Origin of the sequence: Streptomyces sp. NPDC029526, assembly GCF_040637405.1 — a bacterium.
GTDB lineage: Bacteria > Actinomycetota > Actinomycetes > Streptomycetales > Streptomycetaceae > Streptomyces.
Map to the genome: position 1 here is coordinate 598484 of NZ_JBEZWE010000002.1, position 22932 is coordinate 621415.

The 22932-nt window shown below is 72.9% G+C and carries 21 protein-coding genes and 1 pseudogene; 19 read left to right on the forward strand and 3 right to left on the reverse strand.

From position 1 onward, the window contains the following. The first annotated feature begins 2 nt into the window (after window positions 1-2). The 11 genes from AB0F01_RS08195 (at window position 3) to AB0F01_RS08245 (ending at window position 11254) form a co-directional block, all read left to right on the forward strand. Window positions 3-947 carry a type II secretion system F family protein gene (locus tag AB0F01_RS08195; RefSeq protein ID WP_362091116.1) on the forward strand — a complete coding sequence of 315 codons (945 nt, stop codon included), beginning with the start codon at window positions 3-5 and terminating at the stop codon, window positions 945-947. A 22-nt stretch (window positions 948-969) separates the two neighbouring features. After that, on the forward strand, window positions 970-1857 hold the full coding sequence (locus AB0F01_RS08200) for a DUF5936 domain-containing protein (protein WP_362091119.1): 888 nt from the start codon (window positions 970-972) through the stop codon (window positions 1855-1857). Window positions 1858-1873: 16 nt separating this feature from the next. Then, window positions 1874-3472 (forward strand): histidine kinase, encoded by a 1599-nt coding sequence (locus AB0F01_RS08205; RefSeq protein ID WP_362091122.1) that lies wholly within the window; start codon window positions 1874-1876, stop codon window positions 3470-3472. A gap of 56 nt (window positions 3473-3528) precedes the next feature. Further along, a complete protein-coding gene (locus AB0F01_RS08210; protein WP_362091124.1) occupies window positions 3529-4446 on the forward strand; it encodes a response regulator in 918 nt (305 codons plus the stop codon). A 160-nt stretch (window positions 4447-4606) separates the two neighbouring features. Continuing rightward, on the forward strand, window positions 4607-4804 hold the full coding sequence (locus AB0F01_RS08215) for a hypothetical protein (RefSeq protein ID WP_362091127.1): 198 nt from the start codon (window positions 4607-4609) through the stop codon (window positions 4802-4804). Continuing rightward, window positions 4804-5394 (forward strand): pilus assembly protein TadG-related protein, encoded by a 591-nt coding sequence (locus AB0F01_RS08220; protein ID WP_362091129.1) that lies wholly within the window; start codon window positions 4804-4806, stop codon window positions 5392-5394. Before AB0F01_RS08215 ends, AB0F01_RS08220 begins: the two co-directional genes overlap by 1 nt. Before the next feature lie 34 nt (window positions 5395-5428). After that, window positions 5429-6013: a hypothetical protein gene (locus AB0F01_RS08225; protein ID WP_362091132.1), complete on the forward strand. Its 585-nt coding sequence runs from the start codon at window positions 5429-5431 to the stop codon at window positions 6011-6013. Between the two features lie 6 nt (window positions 6014-6019). After that, complete coding sequence (locus tag AB0F01_RS08230) at window positions 6020-6664, forward strand: OmpA family protein (protein ID WP_362091135.1); 645 nt, start codon at window positions 6020-6022, stop codon at window positions 6662-6664. A gap of 248 nt (window positions 6665-6912) precedes the next feature. Next, on the forward strand, window positions 6913-9690 hold the full coding sequence (locus AB0F01_RS08235; protein WP_362091138.1) for a Tox-REase-5 domain-containing protein: 2778 nt from the start codon (window positions 6913-6915) through the stop codon (window positions 9688-9690). Between the two features lie 395 nt (window positions 9691-10085). Next, the gene (locus tag AB0F01_RS08240) at window positions 10086-10730 is read left to right on the forward strand and encodes a hypothetical protein (protein ID WP_362091141.1); all 645 of its coding nucleotides are present in this window, start codon (window positions 10086-10088) and stop codon (window positions 10728-10730) included. After that, window positions 10727-11254 carry a hypothetical protein gene (locus AB0F01_RS08245; RefSeq protein WP_362091143.1) on the forward strand — a complete coding sequence of 176 codons (528 nt, stop codon included), beginning with the start codon at window positions 10727-10729 and terminating at the stop codon, window positions 11252-11254. Before AB0F01_RS08240 ends, AB0F01_RS08245 begins: the two co-directional genes overlap by 4 nt. A gap of 126 nt (window positions 11255-11380) precedes the next feature. Here the strand turns inward: AB0F01_RS08245 and AB0F01_RS08250 are convergent, their stop codons facing one another. After that, entirely contained in the window at window positions 11381-11779 is a 399-nt protein-coding gene (locus AB0F01_RS08250; protein ID WP_362091146.1) for a DUF192 domain-containing protein, read from the reverse strand. A gap of 149 nt (window positions 11780-11928) precedes the next feature. Between AB0F01_RS08250 and AB0F01_RS08255 the strand changes: the two genes are divergently transcribed. From AB0F01_RS08255 to AB0F01_RS08285, 7 genes and pseudogenes are all read left to right on the forward strand, one after another. Next, a complete protein-coding gene (locus tag AB0F01_RS08255; protein ID WP_362091148.1) occupies window positions 11929-12882 on the forward strand; it encodes an LLM class flavin-dependent oxidoreductase in 954 nt (317 codons plus the stop codon). A 200-nt stretch (window positions 12883-13082) separates the two neighbouring features. After that, window positions 13083-13905, forward strand: a pseudogene (locus AB0F01_RS08260) (methyltransferase domain-containing protein). A gap of 893 nt (window positions 13906-14798) precedes the next feature. Further along, entirely contained in the window at window positions 14799-15263 is a 465-nt protein-coding gene (locus tag AB0F01_RS08265) for a hypothetical protein (protein ID WP_362091151.1), read from the forward strand. Between the two features lie 203 nt (window positions 15264-15466). Next, window positions 15467-16240 (forward strand): isoprenyl transferase, encoded by a 774-nt coding sequence (locus AB0F01_RS08270; protein WP_362091153.1) that lies wholly within the window; start codon window positions 15467-15469, stop codon window positions 16238-16240. A gap of 393 nt (window positions 16241-16633) precedes the next feature. Continuing rightward, entirely contained in the window at window positions 16634-17959 is a 1326-nt protein-coding gene (locus tag AB0F01_RS08275) for a PhoH family protein (protein ID WP_362091155.1), read from the forward strand. A 404-nt stretch (window positions 17960-18363) separates the two neighbouring features. Beyond that, complete coding sequence (locus AB0F01_RS08280) at window positions 18364-19089, forward strand: transglycosylase SLT domain-containing protein (protein WP_362091158.1); 726 nt, start codon at window positions 18364-18366, stop codon at window positions 19087-19089. Between the two features lie 172 nt (window positions 19090-19261). Beyond that, window positions 19262-20650 carry an AI-2E family transporter gene (locus AB0F01_RS08285; RefSeq protein ID WP_362091161.1) on the forward strand — a complete coding sequence of 463 codons (1389 nt, stop codon included), beginning with the start codon at window positions 19262-19264 and terminating at the stop codon, window positions 20648-20650. A gap of 86 nt (window positions 20651-20736) precedes the next feature. Here the strand turns inward: AB0F01_RS08285 and AB0F01_RS08290 are convergent, their stop codons facing one another. Together AB0F01_RS08290 and AB0F01_RS08295 are read right to left on the reverse strand one after the other, a co-directional pair. After that, complete coding sequence (locus AB0F01_RS08290) at window positions 20737-21270, reverse strand: alkyl hydroperoxide reductase (protein ID WP_362091163.1); 534 nt, start codon at window positions 21268-21270, stop codon at window positions 20737-20739. A 6-nt stretch (window positions 21271-21276) separates the two neighbouring features. Next, window positions 21277-21831, reverse strand: a complete 555-nt coding sequence (locus AB0F01_RS08295) for a peroxiredoxin (RefSeq protein WP_362091166.1) — start codon at window positions 21829-21831, stop codon at window positions 21277-21279. A gap of 132 nt (window positions 21832-21963) precedes the next feature. Between AB0F01_RS08295 and AB0F01_RS08300 the strand changes: the two genes are divergently transcribed. Continuing rightward, window positions 21964-22908: a LysR substrate-binding domain-containing protein gene (locus tag AB0F01_RS08300; RefSeq protein ID WP_362091169.1), complete on the forward strand. Its 945-nt coding sequence runs from the start codon at window positions 21964-21966 to the stop codon at window positions 22906-22908. The last annotated feature ends 24 nt before the right edge of the window (window positions 22909-22932 follow it).

The window sequence follows — 22932 nt, forward strand, 5'->3', positions numbered from 1 at the left end:
CCATGGATCTGCAGAACCTGATCACGCTGACCACCGGCGTCGCCCTGCTGACCTGCGTCCTCGCGGTCGTCGGCGTGCACTCCTACGCGACCGGCCGGGCCCAGCGGCAGGCCCTGGTCGACCGCCTCTCGGCCACCGGACAGATCCCCCTGCCCGGCCGCCGGCGCCACTTCCCCGGCCTCGACCGCCGGCTGCGCCGCACCCGGCCCGGCCGCAAGCTGGAACTGCGCCTGATCGCCACCGGCCTGGACGTCACCCCCGGCGAGTTCACCGCCGCCATGCTCGCCACCGTCGCCGGGCTCTGGCTCGTCGGCCAGGCCACCCTCGCGCCCTTCTTCGGCCCGCTCGCCGGACTCGTCGGCGTCTGGGCCGCCTGGCAGTTCCTCAACTGGCAGCGTCAGAAGCGCATCGAGCGGTTCATCAACCAGCTCCCCGAACTCGCCCGCATCCTCGCCAACGCCACCCAGGCCGGCCTCGCCCTGCGCACCGCCATCGGCATGGCCGCCGAGGAACTGGAGGCCCCCGCCGGCGAGGAACTCGCCAAGGTCGCCGACCAGCTCGCCATGGGCGCCTCCCTGGACGACGCCCTCGGTGAACTCGCCGACCGCCTCCCCTCCCGCGAACTCGTCGTCCTCGTCACCACCCTCGTGCTGTCCAACCGCGCGGGCGGCCAGGTGGTGAGCGCCCTGCGCAACCTCACCGAGACACTGGAGGAACGCAAGGAGACCCGGCGCGAGGTCCGCACCCAGCTCTCCCAGGTGAGCATGACCTCCTACGCCGTTCCCGCCCTCGGCATCGGCTCGTTGTTCCTCATGAACGGCGTGAAGGACGGCGCCCTGGAACGCATGACCGGCTCCCCCGTGGGCCAGACGGCGGTGATCGTCGCCTTCGGGCTGTACGCCGTCGGGTTCCTCCTCATCCGCCGCCTGTCCCGCATCGACGTCTGACCGCCGAAGGAGGCTGACCGACATGGCACTGCTGCTCGCCCTCCTCATGGGCCTCGGCGTCTGGGGCGTCTTCGCCGGCATCCGCATGTACCGCGCCGAGGCCAAACTCCCCGGCGACCTCGTCCTCGCCCTGGAGGTCGGCTCCACCCGCACCGGAGCCGTCGACTCCCTCGTCGACCGCATGGGCATGCGCTACGCCCCCGCCGTGCTGCGCCTCATGGGCCCCAAACAGGTCGCCAAGTACCGCCGGAAGATCGACCTGGCCGGCAACCCCGGCGGCCTCACCATCGACCGCTACGCCGCCCGCCGCGCCGTCTACGGGGCCCTCGGCGTCACCGGCTTCCTCGTCTTCCTGCTGCGCGGCCAGCCCTTCGTGGCGCTGCTGCTGCTCGCCTTCGGCGCGTTCTGGACCGAGGTCGGCATCTGGTCCGCGATCCGCATCCGCAAGGACGTCATCGAACGCACCCTGCCCGACTTCCTCGACGTGCTCGCGGTCGTGGTGAGCGCCGGACTCGGCTTCCGCCAGGCCCTCGACCGTGTCTCCTCCCGCTACGAGGGCCCGTGGGCCGACGAACTGCGCATCACCCTGCGCCAGATGGACCTCGGCATGAGCCGCCGCCAGGCGTTCGCCGAACTGCGCCGCCGCAACGACTCCGAGCAGGTCGCCATGTTCGTCACCGCCCTCCAGCAGGGCGAGGAACTCGGCGCACCCATCGTCGACACCCTGGTGGCCCTCGCCAAGGACATGCGCCGCACCGACGCCCAGAACGCCCGCCGCAAGGCCGCCCGCGCGGTCCCCAAGGCCACCATGATGATCACCACGTTCATGGTCCCGGCCACCATGATCCTTCTCGGCGCCGGCCTGCTCCTCGGCTCCGGCACCGACTTCGGCTCCATCACGGGCGAGTAGGAAGGGTGCCGGTGCCATGACGACGACCAGGGAACGCGCGGCCCGCCTGCGCCGCCGCCCGCGCTCCGCCGAGATCACCACCCCGCCCGCGGGCACGGTCCTCCCCGACCACGCCCGCACCGGCGCCCCCGACGTCCCGGTCACCACGGCGACGCCCCGGGTGCCCGGAGCCGGGGCGGAGGCGGGGACGGTCCGTGGCAGGGGCGGGACCGGGGCGGCTGCCGGCGGGATCGTGCCGGAGGGAGCGGCGGGGGCGGCCCACGACACGGGCCCGCCCGGGGGAACCGCCCGCGCGGCCGAGGGCCCGCTGCCACCCGCCGCTCCCCGAGCGCCGCAGGCGCCGCCCCCCGGCACCGGGGCGGGCCCCGCCCCCACCGTCGACCTGCAGATCAACGCCCTCCAGGCCCTGTGCCGGCAGGTCTTCGGCTTCCGCCTGGCGATGATCGCCCTGGCCGCCCCCGCCGCCCTCCTCAACGCCGGCCCCGGCTGGGGCACCCGCCTCGTCGCCCTCGCCGTCGTCGTCACCTTCATGGCGTCCTACGCCCTCTTCCGCGACTGGGAACGCTTCGGCCCCCTCCTCCTGCGCCACCCCACCCTGCTCGCCCTGGACACCCTCCTCGGCGCCCTCCTGCTGGTCTCCGCGGGACCCGAGTCCACCCTCGCCTACGTCAGCGTCTGCACCCCGCTGCTGGCCGGCCTGATCTACGGCTGGCGCACGGCCGCCGTCTTCGCCTCCCTCCAGGGCGTCGTCCTCCTGCTGGTCCACGCCACCCTCCAGGACACGCCGGCCGAACCGGCGGAGACCCTGCTCCTGCCCGGCCTGTGCGTCGTCGCCGGCGCCGCGGGCTCCTCCCTGCGCCAGCTGCTGCTCCGGTTCGGCGCAGCGACCCGCGCCCTCACCGACATGCAGGCCCGCCTCGCCGTCACCGAGGCCGTCGGCGCGGAACGGGCTCGCCTCGCCCGGGAGATGCACGACTCCGTCGCCAAGACCCTGCACGGCGTCGCCCTCGCCGCCGACGGCCTCACCCGCTCGGCGGACGCCCCCGACGTGGACGCCGCACGGGTGCGGCAGCAGGCGGCACTCGTGGCCCGCTCCGCCCGCCGCGCCGCCGCCGAGTCCCGCGAACTCCTCGCCGACCTGCGCCGCGAGGCCGACCCGGACCAGGGCACCGACGTGCTGTCCGAACTCGCCGCACGCACACACGACTTCCAGGACCGCACCGGACTGACGGCCACCTACCGGGCGACCGGTGACGGCACCGCCCCGCCCGTCCCCCCGGCCGTCGCCCGCCAGCTCCTCACCATCGCCGCCGAGGCCATGGAGAACGCCCACCGTCACGCCGGCGCCACCCGGGTCGAGGTCCTGGCGGGCATCCACGGCGACCTGCTCCGCATCAGCGTCCACGACGACGGTCGCGGCCTCCCGCCCGGCACCGACCTGCAACACCTGCGCCGCTCCGGGCACTTCGGCCTCATCGGCATGGTCGAACGGGCTGCTTCCGTCGGCGCCCGCATCCGCATCGGCCGGGGCACCCGCACCCACGGCACCGAAGTCCGCCTGGACCTGCCCCTGGCCGCCCTGACGACCACGTCCCGGGGGGCGACGACACCATGACCGCGCCGCCCGCGCCGCCCCGCACCCTTCGCCACCCCCGCAGAGGAGGCCGCACCGTGCAGCCGCCGCCCAGCCCCTTCCCCACCGTCCCCCCGCCCCCCGCCCTCCGGGTCGTGGTGGCCGACGACAACCCCGTGGTCCGCGCCGGCCTCACCGCCCTGCTCTCCGGCCGCGACGACATCACCGTCGTCGCGGAGGCCGCCGACGGCCACGAAGCCTGCGAGGCCGCCCGCGAACACCGCCCCGACGTCGTCCTCCTGGACGTCCGCATGCCCGGCGTGGACGGCATCTCCGCCCTGCCGTACCTGGTGGACATCGCGCCGGTCGTGATGCTGACGTACAGCAGGGAGTCGGAGATCGTCCAGGAGGCCCTGCGCCGAGGAGCGGGCGGCTACCTGGTCCACGGCGAGTTCACCGCCGACCAACTGGTCACCGCCGTACACGACATCAGGTCCGGCCGCGCGCACTTCACCCCCACGGCGGCAAGCGCCCTGCTGGCCCAGCTGCGGGAGAGCGGCGGCAGGGGGGACGCGGGCGCGCTGCCGGACCACTTGGGCACGGTAAGTGCGACTGCACACGGGCGGGAGGCCTCGGGCCGCCGCGGTTCCGCACCCCAACATAGGGAGGGCTACCGCCCGTTAAGCAGAGCCGCGTCCTCCTTCCCGCCTACTTCTGCAGAAAACCTTTCGCAACTGCAACCGGATGTGGCACAGTCGACGTCCGGGTGGACAAGCGGCCTCCCGGCCGCCCCCGACAGGTCGAAGTACCAACTGAGCGCCAGGGAGGCGGAGATCATGGACCTCATCGCATCCGGCATGACCAACCAGCAGATCGCCGCCGCCTGCTTCATCAGCGAGAAGACGGTCAAGAACCACATCAACCGCATCTTCGCCAAGCTGCACAGCACCAGCCGCTCCCAGGCCGCCGCCAAGTGGCTGGGCACGGCTCCCGGCTCCGGCCGAGGGGTGGGGTGACCTGCGATGGGGGCAGCCACCACGAGGAACCGACGCCGCGTTTGGGCCCGGGTTTGGGCCCAGGGGCCCTCTGGCGCATCCGGAAATCCGCCGTACGTTGCTCATGTCGAACGCGGCCCCGCCGAGGAGGCCGCCATCGCGTCAGCCGGAGGGGAACAGCATGAGCAACTGGATCAACACCACGGTCACGTACCTCCAGTCCCGCGCGGCCCGCAACGACAAGGGCCAGACCGCGGTGGAGTACCTGGGCATCATCGCGGTGGTCGTGGCGATCGTGCTGGCGATCACGGGGACGGACATCGGTCAGTCGATCTACGACGCGATCACGGAGCAGATCGCGAACGTCACCGGCGGGTGATGCGGCGTTCCAGGCACGGCGACGCAGGGCAGGCCTTCCCCATCTACATCACGGTGGTGGGGGGTCTGCTCTTTCTCGCGTTCGCGTACCTGGCAGTCGGTCAGGCAGCGGCGAATCGGAGTGACGCGCAGACTGCCGCCGACGCAGCCGCACTCGCTGCAGCCCAGGACAGGCGGGACAAGCTTGCGGACGCGTGGACGGCGAATCTGAACGACCCCACGACTTGGCTGGACATTTTCGACGGTGATGCCGGTGTACTCGGACCGTCGTGCGGGCGTGCCTACGAGCTTGCGGCGGCGAACAACGCGACTGTTCAAGATTGCACTCCCGACGGACTCCTGGGATTCACCGTCGAGGTCCAGACGAACCACACCGTGGGGGAGTCCATCGTGCCCGGAACTGAGGACTTCAAGTCGAGTGAGAGGGCCACAGCGGTGATCGAGGCCCGCTGCACGTTCGAGCTGCCGGAGGTCGAGGAGGACCTGCCTTTGCTCACCTGCAAGGGCACACCATGGAAGCTCGACCCGGACGGCCCGGTAGACCTATTGCCGCAGCCTGAAGACCTTTTCGATGTCCACCTGGCCGACTGACAAGCGAACGACGAGTGAATAGGGAAGCAGACGCATGAGCATTCGGTCTACGACGAAGGCCCGCAGGGGGATGGTCGCGCTGACCGTTGCGGCTGGACTGGCACTCGGAGTGGCCGGTTGCGGGGGAGGGGGCGGTGGCGAGGACAGCAAGCCGGAGAAATCCGCGTCCGCTTCCCAGGACCGGGGGTCCGACCCCAGTACGCACGAGACAGCGGAAGGTGAGCCACTCGCGGAGCTGCGAGGGTCGGACGGCTTGCTCCTTCAGATCACCTCTGCTGAGCGGGACGCCGGCGGGTTCCTGACCGTGAACGGCACACTGAAGAACGACGGTGCGAAGAGTGTGGTCGTGCCCGCTGCACTGAGTGGCAATGAGACCGAGATCGTGAGGAACGGCAGGTCTCTCGGCGGAGCAACACTTGTCGACGCAAAGGGAAAAAAGCGCTACTACGTGCTGCGGGACACGGATGGACGTGCACTGACCACTACGGGATTCTCCACCATTAAGGCCGGAGCAAGCCTGTCCGTCTTCATGCAGTTCCCCGCGCCGCCGACGGACACGACCGAAGTCACCTTCCAGATGCCGACGTTCGCCAGCGGCACCATCCAGATTTCTGGGTGATTGGCCATGACACGGACGTATCGTATGCAGCCGAAGGCGGTCCTGGCCTTCGCTACCGTGCTGGCCGCCAGCCACCTCTATGCGGCCGCTCCCGCCGTGGCCGACGACGCCCCCAGCGTCCCTCCGGGCACCGAGGCCACGGCCTCGGCTCCCGTGGAGCTGGACCCCAACGACCCGGACCTGAAGCTCCCCGACGGCGCCACCCTGGCCGCGGCCAAGGTCCTCGACATCAAGCAGGTCGTCGAGGACCAGAGCGGTGACGAGCGTCGCGAGGACACCAACTCCGACGTGAAGTTCGCGCTCCAGGCCGAGGTGCTGTTCCCCAAGGACAGCGCCAAGCTCAGTGCTCGGGCGAAGTCCCGCATCTCCACGATCGCCCAGGAGATCAAGGCGCAGAACGCGACGAAGATCCGCGTCTTCGGCTTCACGGACAACCTCGGTTCGTCCGCGCACGGCGACGTCCTGTCGCGCAAGCGGGCGAACGCCGTGCAGAGCGTGCTCGACCAGGAGCTGAACGACTCGAACGTCACCTACGAGGTGCGCGGTTACGGCGAGCAGTACCCCATCGCCGACAACTCCACCGAGGCCGGCCGCAAGAAAAACCGCCGGGTCGAGGTCTCCTTCCCGCGGGAGGAGAACAAGGCGTCCTAGGTGCCCTGTCGTCACCGGCCGGCGCGGCGGCGGCCCACGCCGCCCGGTCGGGGGCCTGGTGCACAGCATGCCTGGCTCGCCGTGTCGAGTCCCGCCGCTGGACGGTGGTGACACCCCGAACGTTCCGCCCCCGCCGTCACTTTGGGCGTCCCTTTGGGCCCTCGGGCCCATGCCGCCCTGCCTCCCCCTTCCTACGCTCGCCGTGACATGAACGCGACCTTCCTGCGGGGAGGTGAGGGGGAGTGGGCATGGCGTCGGCGGGGGGAGTGACGGGGGCGGGCGGCTTCGGCGGAGCGTCCGGGAGCGGGACCACGGGACCGACCGTGGCGGACGGCGGGCGTCGAGGGCTGCCCAAGCCGCTCGCCACGGCTCTGCTCCTCGTCCACACGCTCTTCGCCCTCACCGTGCTGGGTGGTCTGGGCGTCCTGCTCACCGCGAGCGCCTACGGCCGCCTCGACGGGGGCCTCCTCGCCCTGACCGCCTACGGCGCCGCCCCCGGCGTCCTCGGCTGGTGGCTGGCGCGACGCACCTGGGAGGGCGGGCCGCGTGTCCGGGCGGGCCTGGCCGGGGTGCAGGTCTGGTTGATCCTAGGCGCCGTCGCGAACATCGCCGACGGGTCGTTGAAGGGGTTCGGCCAACTCCTCCTGCCGGTCCTCATCCTGTATTTCCTCTCGCGGCGGGAGAGCCGGGACTGGTACCGCCTCGCCGAACCCGAGCGGGCGGTCCACACCCCCTTCTCCCTGCGCCGGATGATCCGCTGGGGAGGGCGTGACGAGGGACAGACGGCCGTGGAGTACGCGGGCCTGGTCGCGGTCGTCGCCGCGATCATCGCCGCGCTGCTCGTCAGTGGTCTGGGCGGGCAGATCCTGTCCGGCATCCAGGCGGAGATATGCCGGGTCACCGGCACGGCCTGCCCGGCGCCCGGAACCGGCGCGGGCGACGTCACCGCCGGCGACGGCACGACGAACGGCGGCACGACGAACGGCGGCACCGAGGGAGACACAGGCGGAGGCGGCGCCGGAGGAGACAGCACCGGTGGCACAGCCGGCACCGGCGACAGCGGAGCCGGCAGTGCCACCGGCGGGTCAGCAGGCGGCGAAGGCGGCAGCGAAGGCGGCAGCGAGGGCCGCGGCGAAGGCGGCGGCGAGGGCCGCGGCGAAGGCACCGGCGAAGGCACCGGCGAAGGCGGGGGATCCGGCCCCGGCGGAGGCGACGCCGGAACGACGGGAGGCGGCCCAGGCGGCCCAGGCGGCGAAGGCGGCGGAACCGGCTCCGAGGGCACGAGCGGTGCCCCCGGCGGCAGCACGGAGGGGAACACCGGCGGCGCCCCCGGCGGTGAACCCGGTGACGCCTCCGACGGCGGAACCCCGGAAGGCGCTCCCGCCGACCCGTCCACCCCTCCCGTGGACCCGGCCGACCCCGTGGCCGCGCGGGACGAGATCGACGAGCCCCCTTACGAGGAACCGGCCGCCGAGAGCAGCGGTGACGGGGACGGTGACGGGGACGACGAGGGCTGCTTCTCCGGCTTCGGGGCGTTCTTCGGCTGCGCCGGGGACCAGCTCGGCCAGGTCGGCGGGGGCCTCTTCGTCGACGGCATCTGGGGGGACCTGACCGGCATCTGGGACGTCGTCACCAACCCGGTGGAGACGTGGAACGGCCTGATGGACTACGGCAGTTCCCTCGGCAGCGACTGGTGGAGCGACTCGGCCGACGCCCGGGAGAAGTGGGACGACGGCGACTACCTCGGGGCGATCCTCGGCTGGGGCGGGGCCTCGCTGAACACCGGCGGCACCGTCCTGTACGACGCCTTCATCGGCGACGACGTGGCCGACCAGTGGAACAGCGGCAACCACACCCGGGCCGTCACCACCGTCCTGTGGAACGTCGGCTCCGTGTTCATCCCCGGCTACGGGGGAGCCAAGGTCGCCGAGAAGGTCGGGGCGCTCGGCAGGCTCAGCCGTCTCACCGACGACGCGGCCGAAGCCGCCCAGGACGCGCGGCGCGCGGCCGAGGCGGGCGACCTGGACGCCCTGGAGGACGCGGCCCGACGCGCCGACGAGGCCGCCGACGAGGCCGAGGACGCCGCCCGCAGGACGGGCTGCACCATCGCCGCACCCCTTTGCCCCGCCCCGTACGGCGACGCGGATGACGGGGGCCCCGCCGGCGCGGGCCGCCCGGACCCCGGCACCGACTCCCGTCGGCTCGGCGGGCCGGGCACCGGAACCACCGTGCTGGCCGGCGGGCCCGGCACCGGAACCACCGTCCTGGCCGCCGGGCCCGGCACCGGAAGCACCGTGCCGGCCGGGGGCCCCGTCACCGTCGCCGACGCCCCGTACGTCGTCCTGGCCCAGGGCGGGTGCGACGAGGAGGCGAAGGAGGAGGCCCGCCGGGCCCGCGAGCACGCGCGCGAGGCCTACCTCGAACGCAAGCGCGCCGAGGAACCCGGCCGGGCCCAGGAGGCGTTGGCCAACAAGAAGCAGTGGCCCGAGCCCCGGCACGGCGACACCGCCGACCCCCGCAACTACAACCCGCCGGACTGGGCCGCCGACCTGAGTCCCCGGACCTACGGCGACGCCGACGGCGGCGACGGCTTCTGGGCGAGCCGGGACCGCAATCCGGCACCCACCTGGCGGAACGAGTCCTGGCTGCGCTACCAGGAACAGGTCACCGGCACCGAGCGCGGGTACGAGTACGTCGTCCCGCACACCGATCCGGACGTGCCGGACGTGGAGTTCGACGGCTGGGACTCCTCGCGCCAGACCTTCCTGGAGGCGAAGAACGGCTACGACAGCTTCCTCACCGCCGACCGCACCGAACTCACCCCGTCCGGCCGGGAGCGCCTGCTGGCCGAGGCGCGCCGGCAGACCGAGGCGGCGCGCGGCAAGGGCGTCGAGTGGCACTTCTCCAACGAGGAGGTGGCCGACGCGGCCCGGGACGCCTTCGAGGACGCGGGACTGGACATCGAGGTCGTCCACACGCGGCCCGGGCCCGTGGCCGGCGAGCGGAAACCGGGGGCGTTCGACTGACGGGGCAGGCGCGGCGAGCGTCCTAAGGTGGGACCGTCCAGGCGTCCGGGCAGGGATGCCCGGTCCGCTGAGGACGTCCGGTCCGCGGGAGAAGGGGACGGCAGGGTATGCGACGCGTGGTGCGGGGCTTCTGGGGCCCACGGCGGGAGTCCGCGGAGGCGCTCGCCGAACGGTGGAGCACGACCCTGGTCCGGTTCGCCCGGCTCCTCCCCGCCGCCGGCGCCCCGCCCACCGGCGCCCCGCCCACCGGCGCGCCGCCCACCGACGCGCCGCTCCCCGGGGCCCCGGCATCCGGAGTCCCGGCCCCCGCGTCCACGACGGCGCCACCCCGGAGGGCGGCGGCCTCCCTGGGCACCGCCTCCGCCGCACCCCGGCCACCGGCCGCAGGTGCCCCGTTGACGACCTGGCGGACCGTCCCCGCGGCCGGTGACGGCCGCCCCTCCGAGACCGTCCGCCTGCCGGACCCCGCCGACGCCGGTACCGCCGGCGCCGACCCGGCCGGCGATCTCCGGGAGACCCTGTTCCGGGCGGTGCGTGCCGCGCAGGAGGCCGACGGGTGGTCGGCGGCGGACGGCACCTCGCTCCGCCTGCTGGCGGACACCGCGGAGGGCTGGAAGATCGAGCTGGCCGGCCTGGCGGGCGGCACGCCGGAGTTCCTGCTCCAGTCGCTGGTGGCCACTCTGGTCGTGCCGGACGGCGTGCCGCTGCCCGACGCCGGTCTCCTGACCGCCGTCGCCGAGGCGTGGGACCCGGACCACGGGGACGCCGGCGACCGGGCCGTGACCGCAGCCCTCAAGCAGGAGGCGGGCTTCAAGGTCGGCACGCCGTCCGTGGGCCCGGTGACCTACCTCTCCCCGGGGCGCGCCGCCCGCGTCCCGGAGGCGTGGGCGGCGCGGGGCCGGCGGCTGTCCGGCGGCGGCCTGCTCCTGGAGGTCGCGGAGCCCGGGGACACCGCCGAGGTCGTCCGCGCCTACCGCGACCTGAAGGACGCCGGCGCCCTCGAACCGCTGCCCCGCCCGCTGGACAGGCCCGCCCTGTGACGTCCCGCCGCGGCCGGCCCTTCGACCCCGACCGGGCCCGTGCCGACCTGGAAGCACGGCTGGCCCAACCCCTCCCCACGTCCGGCCCGGCGGTCGCGGAGGGCGATCCGGTCACGGGGGAGTGGACGGCGACCCGGGGCGAGGGCTTCCTGGTCGTCCCGCTCTGGCAGGGCGACTGGCTCACGGGTGTGTACGGGCGGGAGTGGAACGCCGCCGAGGAGGCCGCCGAAGCCCGGCTGCGTGCCCTGGTGGCCCGTCTGGACGCCCGCTGGGGCGAACACCGCACCGTGAGCATGCGCCTCCCCCTGCTCCGGCCGGACGCCCCGCTCCCCGAACCCCTGCGGACCCTGGCCGGCCTGGACTGTTACGGCGACCTCACGGTGTGGGGGCCGGTGCCCGCACCGCCGCCGGCCGGCTCCCGCTGGGTCGCGGTCTCCCTCAACCAGTCCGACGGGGACGCCCCGATGGTCCTGGTCGGCGTGGTCAGCGCCCGCCCGGTGACGGAACCCCGGGACGACGCCTGACGCTCCGTCACCGCCCCGGCGCCCTTCACGCTCCATGGGGCCGGAACTGGCGCCCCCTCACGCTCCACGGAACCGAAGAAAATGGCGCACCCTCACGCTCCGCCCGGAACCGAAACCGGCGCCCCCTCACGCTCCCTCCGGTGCGTCGGGCACCACGACGGTCACCCGCGCCCCCGCCCGCAGCCCCCACCGTTCCATGGCACCGGCCTCCGCCTCCAGGACGTGCCGGGCCCGCAGCCGGGGCCGCCCCAGCCGTCCCGGCGGCATGGTGCGGACGGCGAGCACGCGCAGGCGCCGGTCGAGATAGGCCACGTCGATCGGCATGCGCATCCGGAAGGTGTGCACGCTCCCGGCCGGGGACAGCAGCATCGCACCGTCGACCGCCTCCCGCCCCAACAGCCCCCGCGTACGCGCCCGATAAGAGCAGGCCAGCTCCAACGGCACCCGCACCGGCTCCCCCTCCCCCTCCTCCCGCTCCCACCCACGGATCTCCAGCTCGCCCCGCCCGTCCCGCCAACGCCCCACCGCTGCCGCCCTCTCCCCGCTCTCCCACCGCACCGTCCCGGCGGACTCCTGTCCCTCCGCAGGGCCACTCTGCCGAACGGTGCGGGTGCCGGTGGGCGGCCCGCGAAAACCCGTTTGCCCGTTCGTCCCGGTCCGGGTAGGAACGGCCCATGACGACACTCGGCGCGGTGCTCCGCCCCCAGCTGCCCCCCGAACGCCTCCGCTCCGTCGCCCGCGCCGCCGACGAGGCCGGGCTCGACGAACTGTGGCTGTGGGAGGACTGCTTCATGGAGGGCGGTCTCACCAGTGCCGCCGCCACCCTCGCGTGGACGGAGCGGGTGCGGGTCGGCGTCGGGCTGCTGCCGGTGCCGCTGCGGAACGTGGCGCTCACCGCGATGGAGGCGGCCACCCTCCACCGCATGTTCCCCGGGCGGGTGACGCTCGGCGTCGGGCACGGGGTGCAGGACTGGATGGGGCAGGTCGGTGCGCGGGTCGCGTCGCCCCTGACCCTGCTCCGGGAGCATCTCGACGCCCTGCGCGCGCTGTTGCGCGGCGAGCAGGTCACGACCGAGGGGCGGTACGTCCGGCTCGACGGCGTGGCCCTGGACTGGCCGCCGGAGGCCGACGACGTCAGGGTCCTCGCCGGCGGCACCGGACCGCGCACCCTCCGGCTCACCGGGGAGGCCGCCGACGGCACCATCCTCACCGCGAACACCTCCGCCGACGGCGTGCGCCGGGCCCGCCGACTCGTCGACGAGGGGCGCGCGGAGGCCGGACGCGCGGCGGAGCCGCACCGGATCGTGGTGTACCTGCTCACCGCCACCGGCCCCGGGGCCGCCGAGCGGCTGCGCGCCGAACTGGCCGCCGAGGGCGCCGCCCCCGGCGCGGACGTCGGGGTCGCGGGGGACGCCGGTGCGGTGGCGAGGCACGTGCGACGGCTCGCCGAGGCCGGTGCGGACGCGGTGATCCTGCAGCCGACGGCGGACGAACCGGACCCGGAGGGATTCGTGCGGTTCGCGGCACAGGACGTGGCCCGGGAGCTGGCGAACCGGACCAGCGGCACCGCGGACGCACCCGACGCACTCAACGCACCCGACGCACCCGACGCACCCGACGCGGGCTGATCTCGAGTCACCGTCCCAGGAGCCAGGAGCCAGGAGCCAGGAGCCAGGAGCCAGGAGCCAGGAGCCCATCAGCCCTCGCGGATGGTGAGGGGAGGAAGGAAACGATGACCGGGCAACCACCTCGACCGCCCTCACCGAGTACGCCCCCCGAACCGTCACCGGGCCGTGGCACCGGGGAACACGGCCGCTCGTTCGAGGAGTTGGTCACCGAGGGAGCCGCCGTGCCCACCGAGGGCTGGGACTTCTCCTGGTTCGAGGGGAGGGCCACCGAGGCCCGGCCCTCCTGGGGGTACGCGCTGACCCTGGCCGGCCGGCTCGGTCGGGCGCAGGCCGCGCTGGACATCCAGACCGGCGGTGGCGAGGTGCTCGACTTCGCGCTCGCCAACGTCCCGCCCTCCCGTCAGCCTTCCGGCCCGCCCTCCGTCCCACCCGGCGCGACCGGCACCCGGCGTCCCCCTGAGCGGCCCCGGCCCCCGCTCGTCGTCGCCACCGAGGGGGGCCCCCAACGCCGCGCGGGCCACCGCCCTGCTCCGTCCCCGGGGCGTCGCGGTCGTCACCGCGGCCGAGGACGCGCCGCTGCCCTTCGCCGACGGCGCCTTCGACCTCGTCGTCAGCCGCCATCCCGTCGTGCCCCCGTGGACGGAGATCGCACGGGTACTGGAACCCGGGGGGACGTACGTCGCCCAGCACGTCGGCCCCGGTAGTGCCCGGGAGCTGGTGGAGCACTTCCTGGGACCGCAGCCGGACGGACGGAGCAGTGCCCGGCACCCCGACCGGGAGCGGCGCGCCGCCGAGGAGGCCGGACTGGAGGTCGTGGGGCTGCGGGCCGAACGGCTGCGCATGGAGTTCCATGACATCGCGGCCGTCGTGCACTTCCTGCGCAAGGTGGTCTGGATGGTGCCGGACTTCACCGTCGAGGCGTACCGGCCCCGGCTGCGGGAGCTGCACGAGCGGATCGAGGCCGAGGGGACGTTCGTCACCCACAGCAGCCGACATCTCGTGGAGGCCCGCCGGAGGACCTGACACCGCCGGCCGCCGGGTGTCCGCATCGTTATGGACCCGGGCTCGCCTTCCGGTGCCACTGTCACGTACCTTCGGACCTGGTCGTTCGCGTGAGCAAAGCTGCGCGGGGTGGTACCGCGCAGTGGAGGGGGCTGCGCGGTGCCCGGCCGCCCTCCGGCCCCGATCTCCAGCCCCCGGCCTCTGCCCGGCTGCTCCCGCCCCCGTGCCGCCCCCGGCTCTCCTACGCCTTCGGCCCCGGCCCCGGCCCCGTACAGCGCCCGGCCCCGGCCCCGGCCCCGTACAGCGCCCGGCGCCGGCCCGAAGGCACGGCCCGGCGGCATCGGCCCCACCGAACCGTTCCTCCCCTCCCCTTCCCCTCCCTCTCCCTCTTCCTCTCCCCTTCTCTCCTCCCTTGCCCTCCCGGGGACACCCCCCTCCGCTCTCCCGCCTCGCCCGCCCCCCCGTCGGGTCAAGACGGCGTGTCGGGCCGGGTCACCCATCCGGGGGACGGCCGGAAGATTGATGGCGGGGAAGGCCGAAGACGCCACATCCGTCACAGGGACCTCACATCGCCAGCAACTTCCCAGGTGAAGGCACTCTTTCCACAGGAAATCGGCCAGACGAACGGCCTGAATCGCTCATTCCGCGACCACCGGGGCGTCGCCGGATGAATTCGGAGAGTAGTTGTGGCCCGCCGATGGGCGCAGCATCACTTACGAAGGGTTATGGTGGAAACCCCCCCTCGGGCCGGTCCGTCTCCCCCCCAACGGACCGGCCCGTTTTTTTGTGCCCGCCTCCCAGGCCCGGCCGCCCAAACCCCCGTCGGCTCCCCGACCCCCGCCCGCTCCCTGCTGCCGGGCGGTTCCACCCCCAGAAGGTGTCCGGGGCGCACGACCGTGGTTAGAGTCCCCCGCATGTCGAACGAGTACCCGGCTCTGTCCGCCCGGCAGCCCGGCCGCACCGGTGAGGCCGCTCCCCGGCCGTATCCCCCGCAGTACGCGTACGGTCCGCAGCCGCCCGGGGGCATGCCCGCCGCCGTGCGGGCCGCCCAGGTGGTGATCTTCGTGCTCGCCGGGCTCGGGGTGGTGCACAGCTCCCTCGTCGGCGCCTTCTCCGGCGCCGAGGCCGCCGGGCGGGCCTTCGCTCCCTACCTGACGGCCTGGGTGCTGCTCGTCCTGGCCTTCCTGTTCCGGTCCGCGGGGCCCGGTGTCCGGGTCGCCGCGCTGGTGCTCGGTTCGGTGCAGATCGTGCTCGCGCTCGGCGGGGCCGTGCGCGGGACGCCGTTCGGCATCCTGCCCCTCGCGGGTGCCGTCGCCGTCGTGGTCCTGCTCGGCCAGGGCTCGGCGGGGGACTGGTTCCGGCGGCACGGCGCGCGGTGAGTGCGCGGTGAGCCCGCGGTGGCCGGGCAACGGCCGTCCCACCGCGGGCTTTACGGCAGCCCGCCCGCACGGGGGTAGGCTTCGCCCCCTGGGGGACCGCCATACGGACAGGGGCCGCCCGCGACCACGACCGGGTCGCCATGCCGCGGACCCGCGGCGGGGCGCCGCGCCTGTCCGATCCGTACGGAGGGGCTGACGATCACGTGAACCTGCGCGACAAGCTGCGCGGCCTGCTGGTCAGGCTGTACGCGCGCCGGGTGGAAGGCCACCTGGACACCGCTCAGGTGCCCAAGCACATCGGCGTCATCATGGATGGCAACCGCCGGTGGGCCAAGGCCGCGGGGTCCAGCACCGTCCACGGTCACCGCGCGGGTGCCGACAAGATCGAGGAGTTCCTCGGCTGGTGCACCGAGACGGACGTCGAGGTCGTCACCCTCTGGCTGCTGTCGACGGACAACTTCGACCGGCCCGAGGAGGAACTCGTCCCCCTGCTCGGCATCATCGAGGACGTGGTCCGCAGCCTCGCCGCCGACGGCCGCTGGCGGGTGCACCACGTCGGCACCCCCGACCTGCTGCCCTCCGGGATGCAGACCACCCTCAAAGAGGCCCAGCAGGCCACCGCGCACGTCGACGGCATAGTGGTCAACGTCGCCATCGGCTACGGCGGCCGCCAGGAGATCGCCGACGCCGTACGGTCCATGCTGCTGGAGGAGCACGAGAAGGGCACCTCCATGGCGGAACTCGCCGAGGCCGTCGATGTGGACATGATCGGCCGTCACCTTTACACCCGCGCCCAGCCCGACCCGGATCTGGTCATCCGCACCAGCGGCGAGCAGCGCCTGTCCGGCTTCATGCTCTGGCAGACCGCTCACTCGGAGTACTACTTCTGCGAGGTCTTCTGGCCGGCCTTCCGCAAGGTCGACTTCCTGCGCGCGCTGCGCGACTACGCCGCCCGCCACCGGCGTTACGGCGGCTGAGGGACCGCCACGGCCGCCCCGGCGGCGCCCGGCCCGCCGCCTGTTATCGCATCCGGGTCACGCGGTGTCACGGAGAGTTCATGCGCACGCCGTCGTGCGCCGTGGCATGGCGGCGTACGTTCAGGGGCATAAGCCAGACAGGTCGACACCCGAACCACGGGTGTCGGATCTCAGCGGACGGCCCGGGGTCGTCCGCCCGGGAGGCCCTTTGCATCAGCCCCACCGTGCGGTCACGGCACGGACAGAGCAGCCGAGGGCCGGTTCGCGCCCCGCTGCGCGGGGGCGTCGTCGACCGGCCGCGGTGTACGCCCGGCAGGTCACGATCGGCATCGGCCGCCCGGCCCGGCTCCGCTCCGTCGCTCCCCGACCTCATCCGAGGGGGTACGTCCTTCCGTGGTGACCAGCACGAAGCGCCACAAGCCCGACCGGCGCACCTATGTCCTCGACACCAGCGTCCTGCTGGCCGACCCAGGCGCCCTGAACCGCTTCGACGAGCACGAGGTGGTGCTCCCCGTCGTCGTGGTGACGGAACTGGAGGCCAAGCGGCACCATCCCGAACTGGGCTACTTCGCCCGGCAGGCCCTGCGCCTGCTCGACGAGTTCCGGGTGCGCCACGGTCGCCTCGACGCCCCCATCCCCATCGGGGACCTGGGCGGCACCGTACGGGTGGAGCTCAACCACTCGGACCCCAGCGTGCTGCCCAGCGGCTACCGCCTGGGGGACAACGACTCCCGCATCCTCGCGGTCGCCCGCAACCTGCAGGCCGAGGGGTTCGACGTCACGGTCGTGTCGAAGGACCTGCCGCTGAGGATCAAGGCGTCCTCCGTCGGGCTCCTCGCCGAGGAGTACCGCGCCGAACTCGCCGTCACGGACGCCTCCGGCTGGACCGGAATGTCCGAACTGACCCTGCCCGGCGAGCAGGTGGACATCCTCTTCGAGGAGGGGCACGTCTACGTGCCCGAGGCGTCCGACCTGCCCGTGCACACCGGTCTGACCCTCCAGTCCGAGCGCGGCAAGGCGCTCGGCCGGGTGACGCCCGACGGCAACGTGCGTCTGGTGCGGGGGGACCGGGAGGTGTTCGGCATCAAGGGCCGCAGCGCCGAGCAGCGCATCGCGCTCGACCTGCTCCTCGATCCGGACGTCGGCATCGTGTCCCTGGGCGGCCGGGCCGGCACCGGAAAGTCGGCGCTGGCGCTGTGCGCGGGGCTCGAGGCGGTGCTGGAGCGCCGTCAGCACCAGAAGGTGATGGTCTTCCGGCCGCTGTACGCGGTGGGCGGGCAGGAGCTCGGCTACCTGCCCGGCACCGAGGCCGAGAAGATGAGCCCCTGGGCGCAGGCGGTCTTCGACACGCTGTCCGCGGTCACCTCGCGGGAGGTCATCGAGGAGGTCACCGCGCGCGGCATGCTGGAGGTCCTGCCGCTCACCCACATCCGGGGCCGCTCACTGCACGACGCGTTCGTCATCGTCGACGAGGCCCAGTCGCTGGAACGGAACGTGCTGTTGACCGTTCTGTCCCGGATCGGGGCCAATTCGCGGGTCGTGCTGACCCATGACGTGGCCCAGCGGGACAACCTCAGGGTGGGCCGGTACGACGGAGTGGTCGCCGTGGTCGAGAAACTGAAGGGGCATCCGCTCTTCGCCCACGTCACCCTGACCCGGTCCGAAAGGTCCCGGATCGCCGCACTGGTGACCGAAATGCTCGAAGACGGCCAGGTCTGACCGTCATCCACTGAAAAGGGGAGAACGCGCAGGAGTTGACGCCGTCCGGAAAGGCACAGAGCCTAGCCGGGCGGCGTCGGCGTGCGCGGGCTTTTCCGGAAAACGCCTGGGGCGAACGAGGTGTGAGCTTTCACACGTGGCAGGGAATTGCCTGTCGCGGCCGGATTACGGCAGAGTCTCGTTCCTGTCAGGCCCCGCATACGACACATCCGTACCCCCAGCGGTACGGGACACCGACCGAAGCACCGCTTCCAACTGCATAGCGTCGTCGTATGCCGCCCGAGCACCACGCGGCGCTCCCCTCCCGGGGGGTTGCCCACCGGGCCCGCGCCTCCCGTGGCCCGCAGTTGGGGAGGCCAGTGCCAGGGGCACGATCGCGTCCGCGAGGGTCACCGAAGCGGGCGATGCTGGAAGGAAACCGTGTGAGCCGGATCTCGGTCCGGGGATTCGCAGTGGCTTCGGCCACCGCGGTCACCGCTGTCGGAAGCGTCGTCGGCGTTGCCTCGGGCAGCACCGCGCAGAACAACGACGTCGAGGCGACGGCAGCCGGCACCACGCTGCTCGCGGACATCCCCGCGGGCCAGCAGGCCCAGGTACAGACCGCCTCCGTGACGCAGCAGGCCGAAACGATGGCCATCGCCGCGGACACGACCGCCAAGAAGGACGCGGAGGAGGCCGCCCGCAAGGCCGCCGCCAAGACCGCCGTGGCCAAGAAGGAGCAGGCCCAGAAGGCTGCCCAGGCCGCGAAGGAGGCCAAGGAGCGCGAGGCCGAGACCAAGGCCGCCGCCAGCCGCTCCGCGACCCGTGACGCGTCCAGCTTCGCCGCCAAGTCGAGCTACACCGTCGCCGAAGTCCAGGCCATGGCCCGCCAGATGATCCCCGGCGACCAGTTCCAGTGCTTCAGCAACATCGTGACCCGCGAGTCCACCTGGAACTACAAGGCCGTCAACCCCTCCTCGGGCGCGTACGGTCTCGTGCAGGCGCTCCCGGGCTCCAAGATGGCGTCCGCCGGCGCCGACTGGCAGACCAACCCGGCCACCCAGATCAAGTGGGGCCTGAACTACATGAACGAGCGCTACGGCAGCCCCTGCGGCGCCTGGTCGTTCTGGCAGGCCAACCACTGGTACTAGGCCGGTCCTTCCGGCCGCACGACACCGGTACCGGAGGCCCGGCGGGCCTCCACCCCCGGCTCGACCTCGGGAAAGCCCCGCACCGTCCTACGGTGCGGGGCTTTCGCCCTGTAGCGTCTGACCGACGACTCCAGGGGGAGTGGTGGGGAGAAACGGGGGAAGAGGACGGATCATGTCGCGAGTGCCTCGATGGCTCAATCGGGTCGGAGCCGGACTGACGGCGGTCGGCAGACGACTGGACGAACGCCGAGCCGAGGTGGAGCGGGAGGACGAGGGCGTACCCGCCGCCGTCGCCGCCCCCTCCGAGGGACACGTGCCCCCACCGCCCGACTACGCGCCCGCCGTCCCGGCGCGCCCCGACCCGGCGCAGGCCGTGCCCTGGGGCGTGCGGGTGGCCGCCGAGGCCGGCTGGCGGCTGCTGGTGCTCGCGGGCACCGTCTGGGTGCTCATGCGGGTCATCAGCGCCGTCCAGCTGGTGGTGCTGGCCTTCGTCGCCGCCCTGCTCATCACCGCCCTGCTCCAGCCCACGGTGGCGCGGCTGCGTCGCCTCGGGGTGCCGCGCGGACCGGCCACCTCCCTGACGGCGCTGTTCGGCTTCGTCGTCATGGGACTCATCGGCTGGTTCGTGACCTGGCAGGTCATGGAGAACATCGACACCCTGACCAGCCAGATCCAGAGCGGCATCGACGAACTGCGCAACTGGCTGCTGAACAGCCCCTTCCACGTCACCGACAAGCAGATCAACGAGATCGCCAAGAACCTCCGCGACGCGGTCGGCGCCAACAGCGAGCAGATCACCTCGGTGGGGCTGGAGGGCGTGACGGTCGTCGTCGAGGCGCTCACCGGCATCCTGCTGGCCGCGTTCTCCACGCTGTTCCTGCTCTACGACGGCCGCCGCATCTGGGAGTGGACACTGAAGCTGGTCCCGGCCGTCGCCCGCCCCGGTGTCGCCGGCGCCGGCCCGGCCGCCTGGCGGACCCTCACCGCGTACGTGCGCGGCACGGTGATAGTGGCCCTCATCGACGCCATCTTCATCGGCCTCGGCATCTACTTCCTCGACGTGCCGATGGCGGTGCCGCTGGCCGTCTTCATCTTCCTGTTCGCGTTCATCCCGCTGGTCGGCGCGGTCGTCTCGGGCGCCCTGGCGGTGGTTGTCGCGCTCGTCACCCAGGGCGTGTTCACGGCCGTGATGACCCTGGTCGTGGTGCTGGCGGTGCAGCAGATCGAGGGCCACATCCTGCAGCCGTTCATCCTCGGCCGCGCGGTGCGGGTCCACCCGCTCGCCGTGGTGCTGGCCGTGGCCACCGGCGGCATGGTGGCCGGCATCGGGGGCGCGGTGGTCGCCGTCCCGCTGGTCGCGGTCACCAACACGGTCGCCACCTATTTGCGCGCCTACTCCCAGGAGGCGTCGAACCAGCTGGCCCCGCGGCCCCGCGGCGCCACGGCCGTCACCGCGACCGCCGCGGAGGCGTCCGCGGGGGGAGCCTTGCCCCCGCCCCCGCCCCCGCCCGACGCCGGCACCGCCGAGGAGCCGGGCCCGCCGGACTCCCGCGGCGGATAGCGCACCGGACACGGCACGGCAACGGGCCCGGTCACCCCCGAGAGGGTGGCCGGGCCCGCTGCTTCACGCGCCGTCGGGCGCCGGGGTCACTCCGCGAGGACGGCCTCGGCGTCCAGCGTGGCGGCGACCGCCTGGACCACCGCGGCGATCTTGAACGCCTCCTGCACGGCCTCCCGCTCGACGCCGGCCTTGCGCAGCACCTGCTCGTGCGAGTCGAGGCACATGCCGCAGCCGTTGATCGCGGACACCGCGAAGGACCAGAACTCGAAGTCGACCTTGTCGACGCCCGGGTTGCCGATGACGTTCATCCGCAGGCCGGCGCGCAGGGTGCCGTACTCGTGGTCCGACAGCAGGTGCCGGGTGCGGTAGAAGACGTTGTTCATCGCCATCACCGCGGCGGCGGCCTTGGCGGCCGTGTACGCCTCCGGCGACAGGTTCGCCTTCGCCTCCGGCTCCAGCTCGCGCAGCACGATCGGCGAACGCGAGGCGATGGCCGTCGACAGCACCGTGCCCCACAGCTGCTGGGCCGGCAGGTCCGAGTTGCCGATGACCGAACCCAGGTTGAGCTTCAGGTCCTTGGCGTAGTCCGGTATGCGGGACTTCAGGGAATCGAGGGACATGTCAGGTCACTCCCCGGCCAGCAGCGCGACCGGGTCCAGGGTGTCCTCGCCCTTGGTCCAGTTGCACGGGCAGAGCTCGTCGGTCTGCAGGGCGTCCAGGACCCGCAGGACCTCCTTCGGGTTCCGGCCGACGGAACCGGCGGTCACCATGGAGAACTGGATCTCGTTGTTCTGGTCCACGATGAACACGGCGCGCTTGGCGAAGCCGTCCTCGCCCTCGATGCCGAGGTCGCGCATCAGCTCGTGCTTGGAGTCCGCCATCATCGGGAACGGCAGGTCGCGCAGGTCGTCGTGGTCCTTGCGCCAGGCGTGGTGCACGAACTCCGAGTCACCGGAGAAGCCGAGGACCTGGGCGTCGCGGTCGGCGAACTCCTCGTTCAGCTTGCCGAAGGCGGCGATCTCGGTGGGGCACACGAAGGTGAAGTCCTTGGGCCACGCGAACACGATCTTCCACTTGCCCTCGTAGGTCTTGTGGTTGATCGTCTCGAACTCCTTGCCCTTCTCCAGCGAGACGCAGGCGGTCAGTTCGAACTCGGGGAACTTGTCACCGACAGTGAGCACGCGCTCTCCTTGCAGCGAAGAAACACCCGTAATGCGGTGTTTCCCATGGGTTGGACGATCATGATGTTGGCACAGGGTGCATTGATTAGTGAAATAGCTACACTCGGTCGTGTTGATCGGAGGGAGCTATCAGTGACGGTCGGCAACAGGCGCAGACAGCCCAGCCTCGCGCAGCTCAGGGCGTTCGCCGCGGTCGCCGAGCACCTGCACTTCCGGGACGCCGCCGCGGCCATCGGAATGAGCCAACCGGCCCTGTCCGGAGCCGTGTCCGCGCTGGAGGAGACACTGGGTGTCACGCTGATCGAGCGTACGACGCGCAAGGTGCTGCTGTCGCCGGCCGGTGAGCGTCTCGCCGCCCGCGCCAAGGCCGTGCTGGAGGACGTCGGCGCGTTCATCGAGGAGGCCGAGGCGCTGCGGGCACCCTTCACCGGGGCGCTGCGGCTCGGGGTGATCCCGACGGTGGCGCCCTACCTGCTGCCGACGGTCCTGCGGCTGGTCCACGACCGCTATCCGGACCTCGACCTCCAGGTGCACGAGGAGCAGACCGCGCGGCTGCTCGACGGACTCGCCTGCGGGCGCCTGGACCTGCTGCTCCTGGCCGTGCCCCTCGGAGTGCCCGGGGTGACCGAACTCCCCCTCTTCGACGAGGACTTCGTGCTCGTCACACCGCCGGACCACGCACTGGGCGGGCGGCGGGGCATCCCCCGGGAGGTGCTGCGGGAGCTGAAGCTGCTGCTCCTCGACGAGGGGCACTGCCTGCGCGACCAGGCCCTGGAGATCTGCCGGGAGGCCGGACGCGCGGGAGTCCCGGCCACCACGACGGCGGCCGGGCTGTCCACGCTGGTGCAGCTGGTGGCCGGCGGACTCGGCGTCACCCTGCTGCCCCGTACGGCCGTCGACGTGGAGACCAACCGCGCCGGCCGCCTCCTCACCGGCTGCTTCGCCGAACCGGCGCCCACCCGCCGCGTCGCCCTCGTGATGCGCACCGGCACCGCCCGCTCCGCCGAGTACGAGCAGCTGGCGGCGGCACTGCGGGAGGCGCTGGACTCCCTGCCGGTGCGGACGGTGGCCGCCTGAGCACCGGCAGGGACCCGGCCTGCC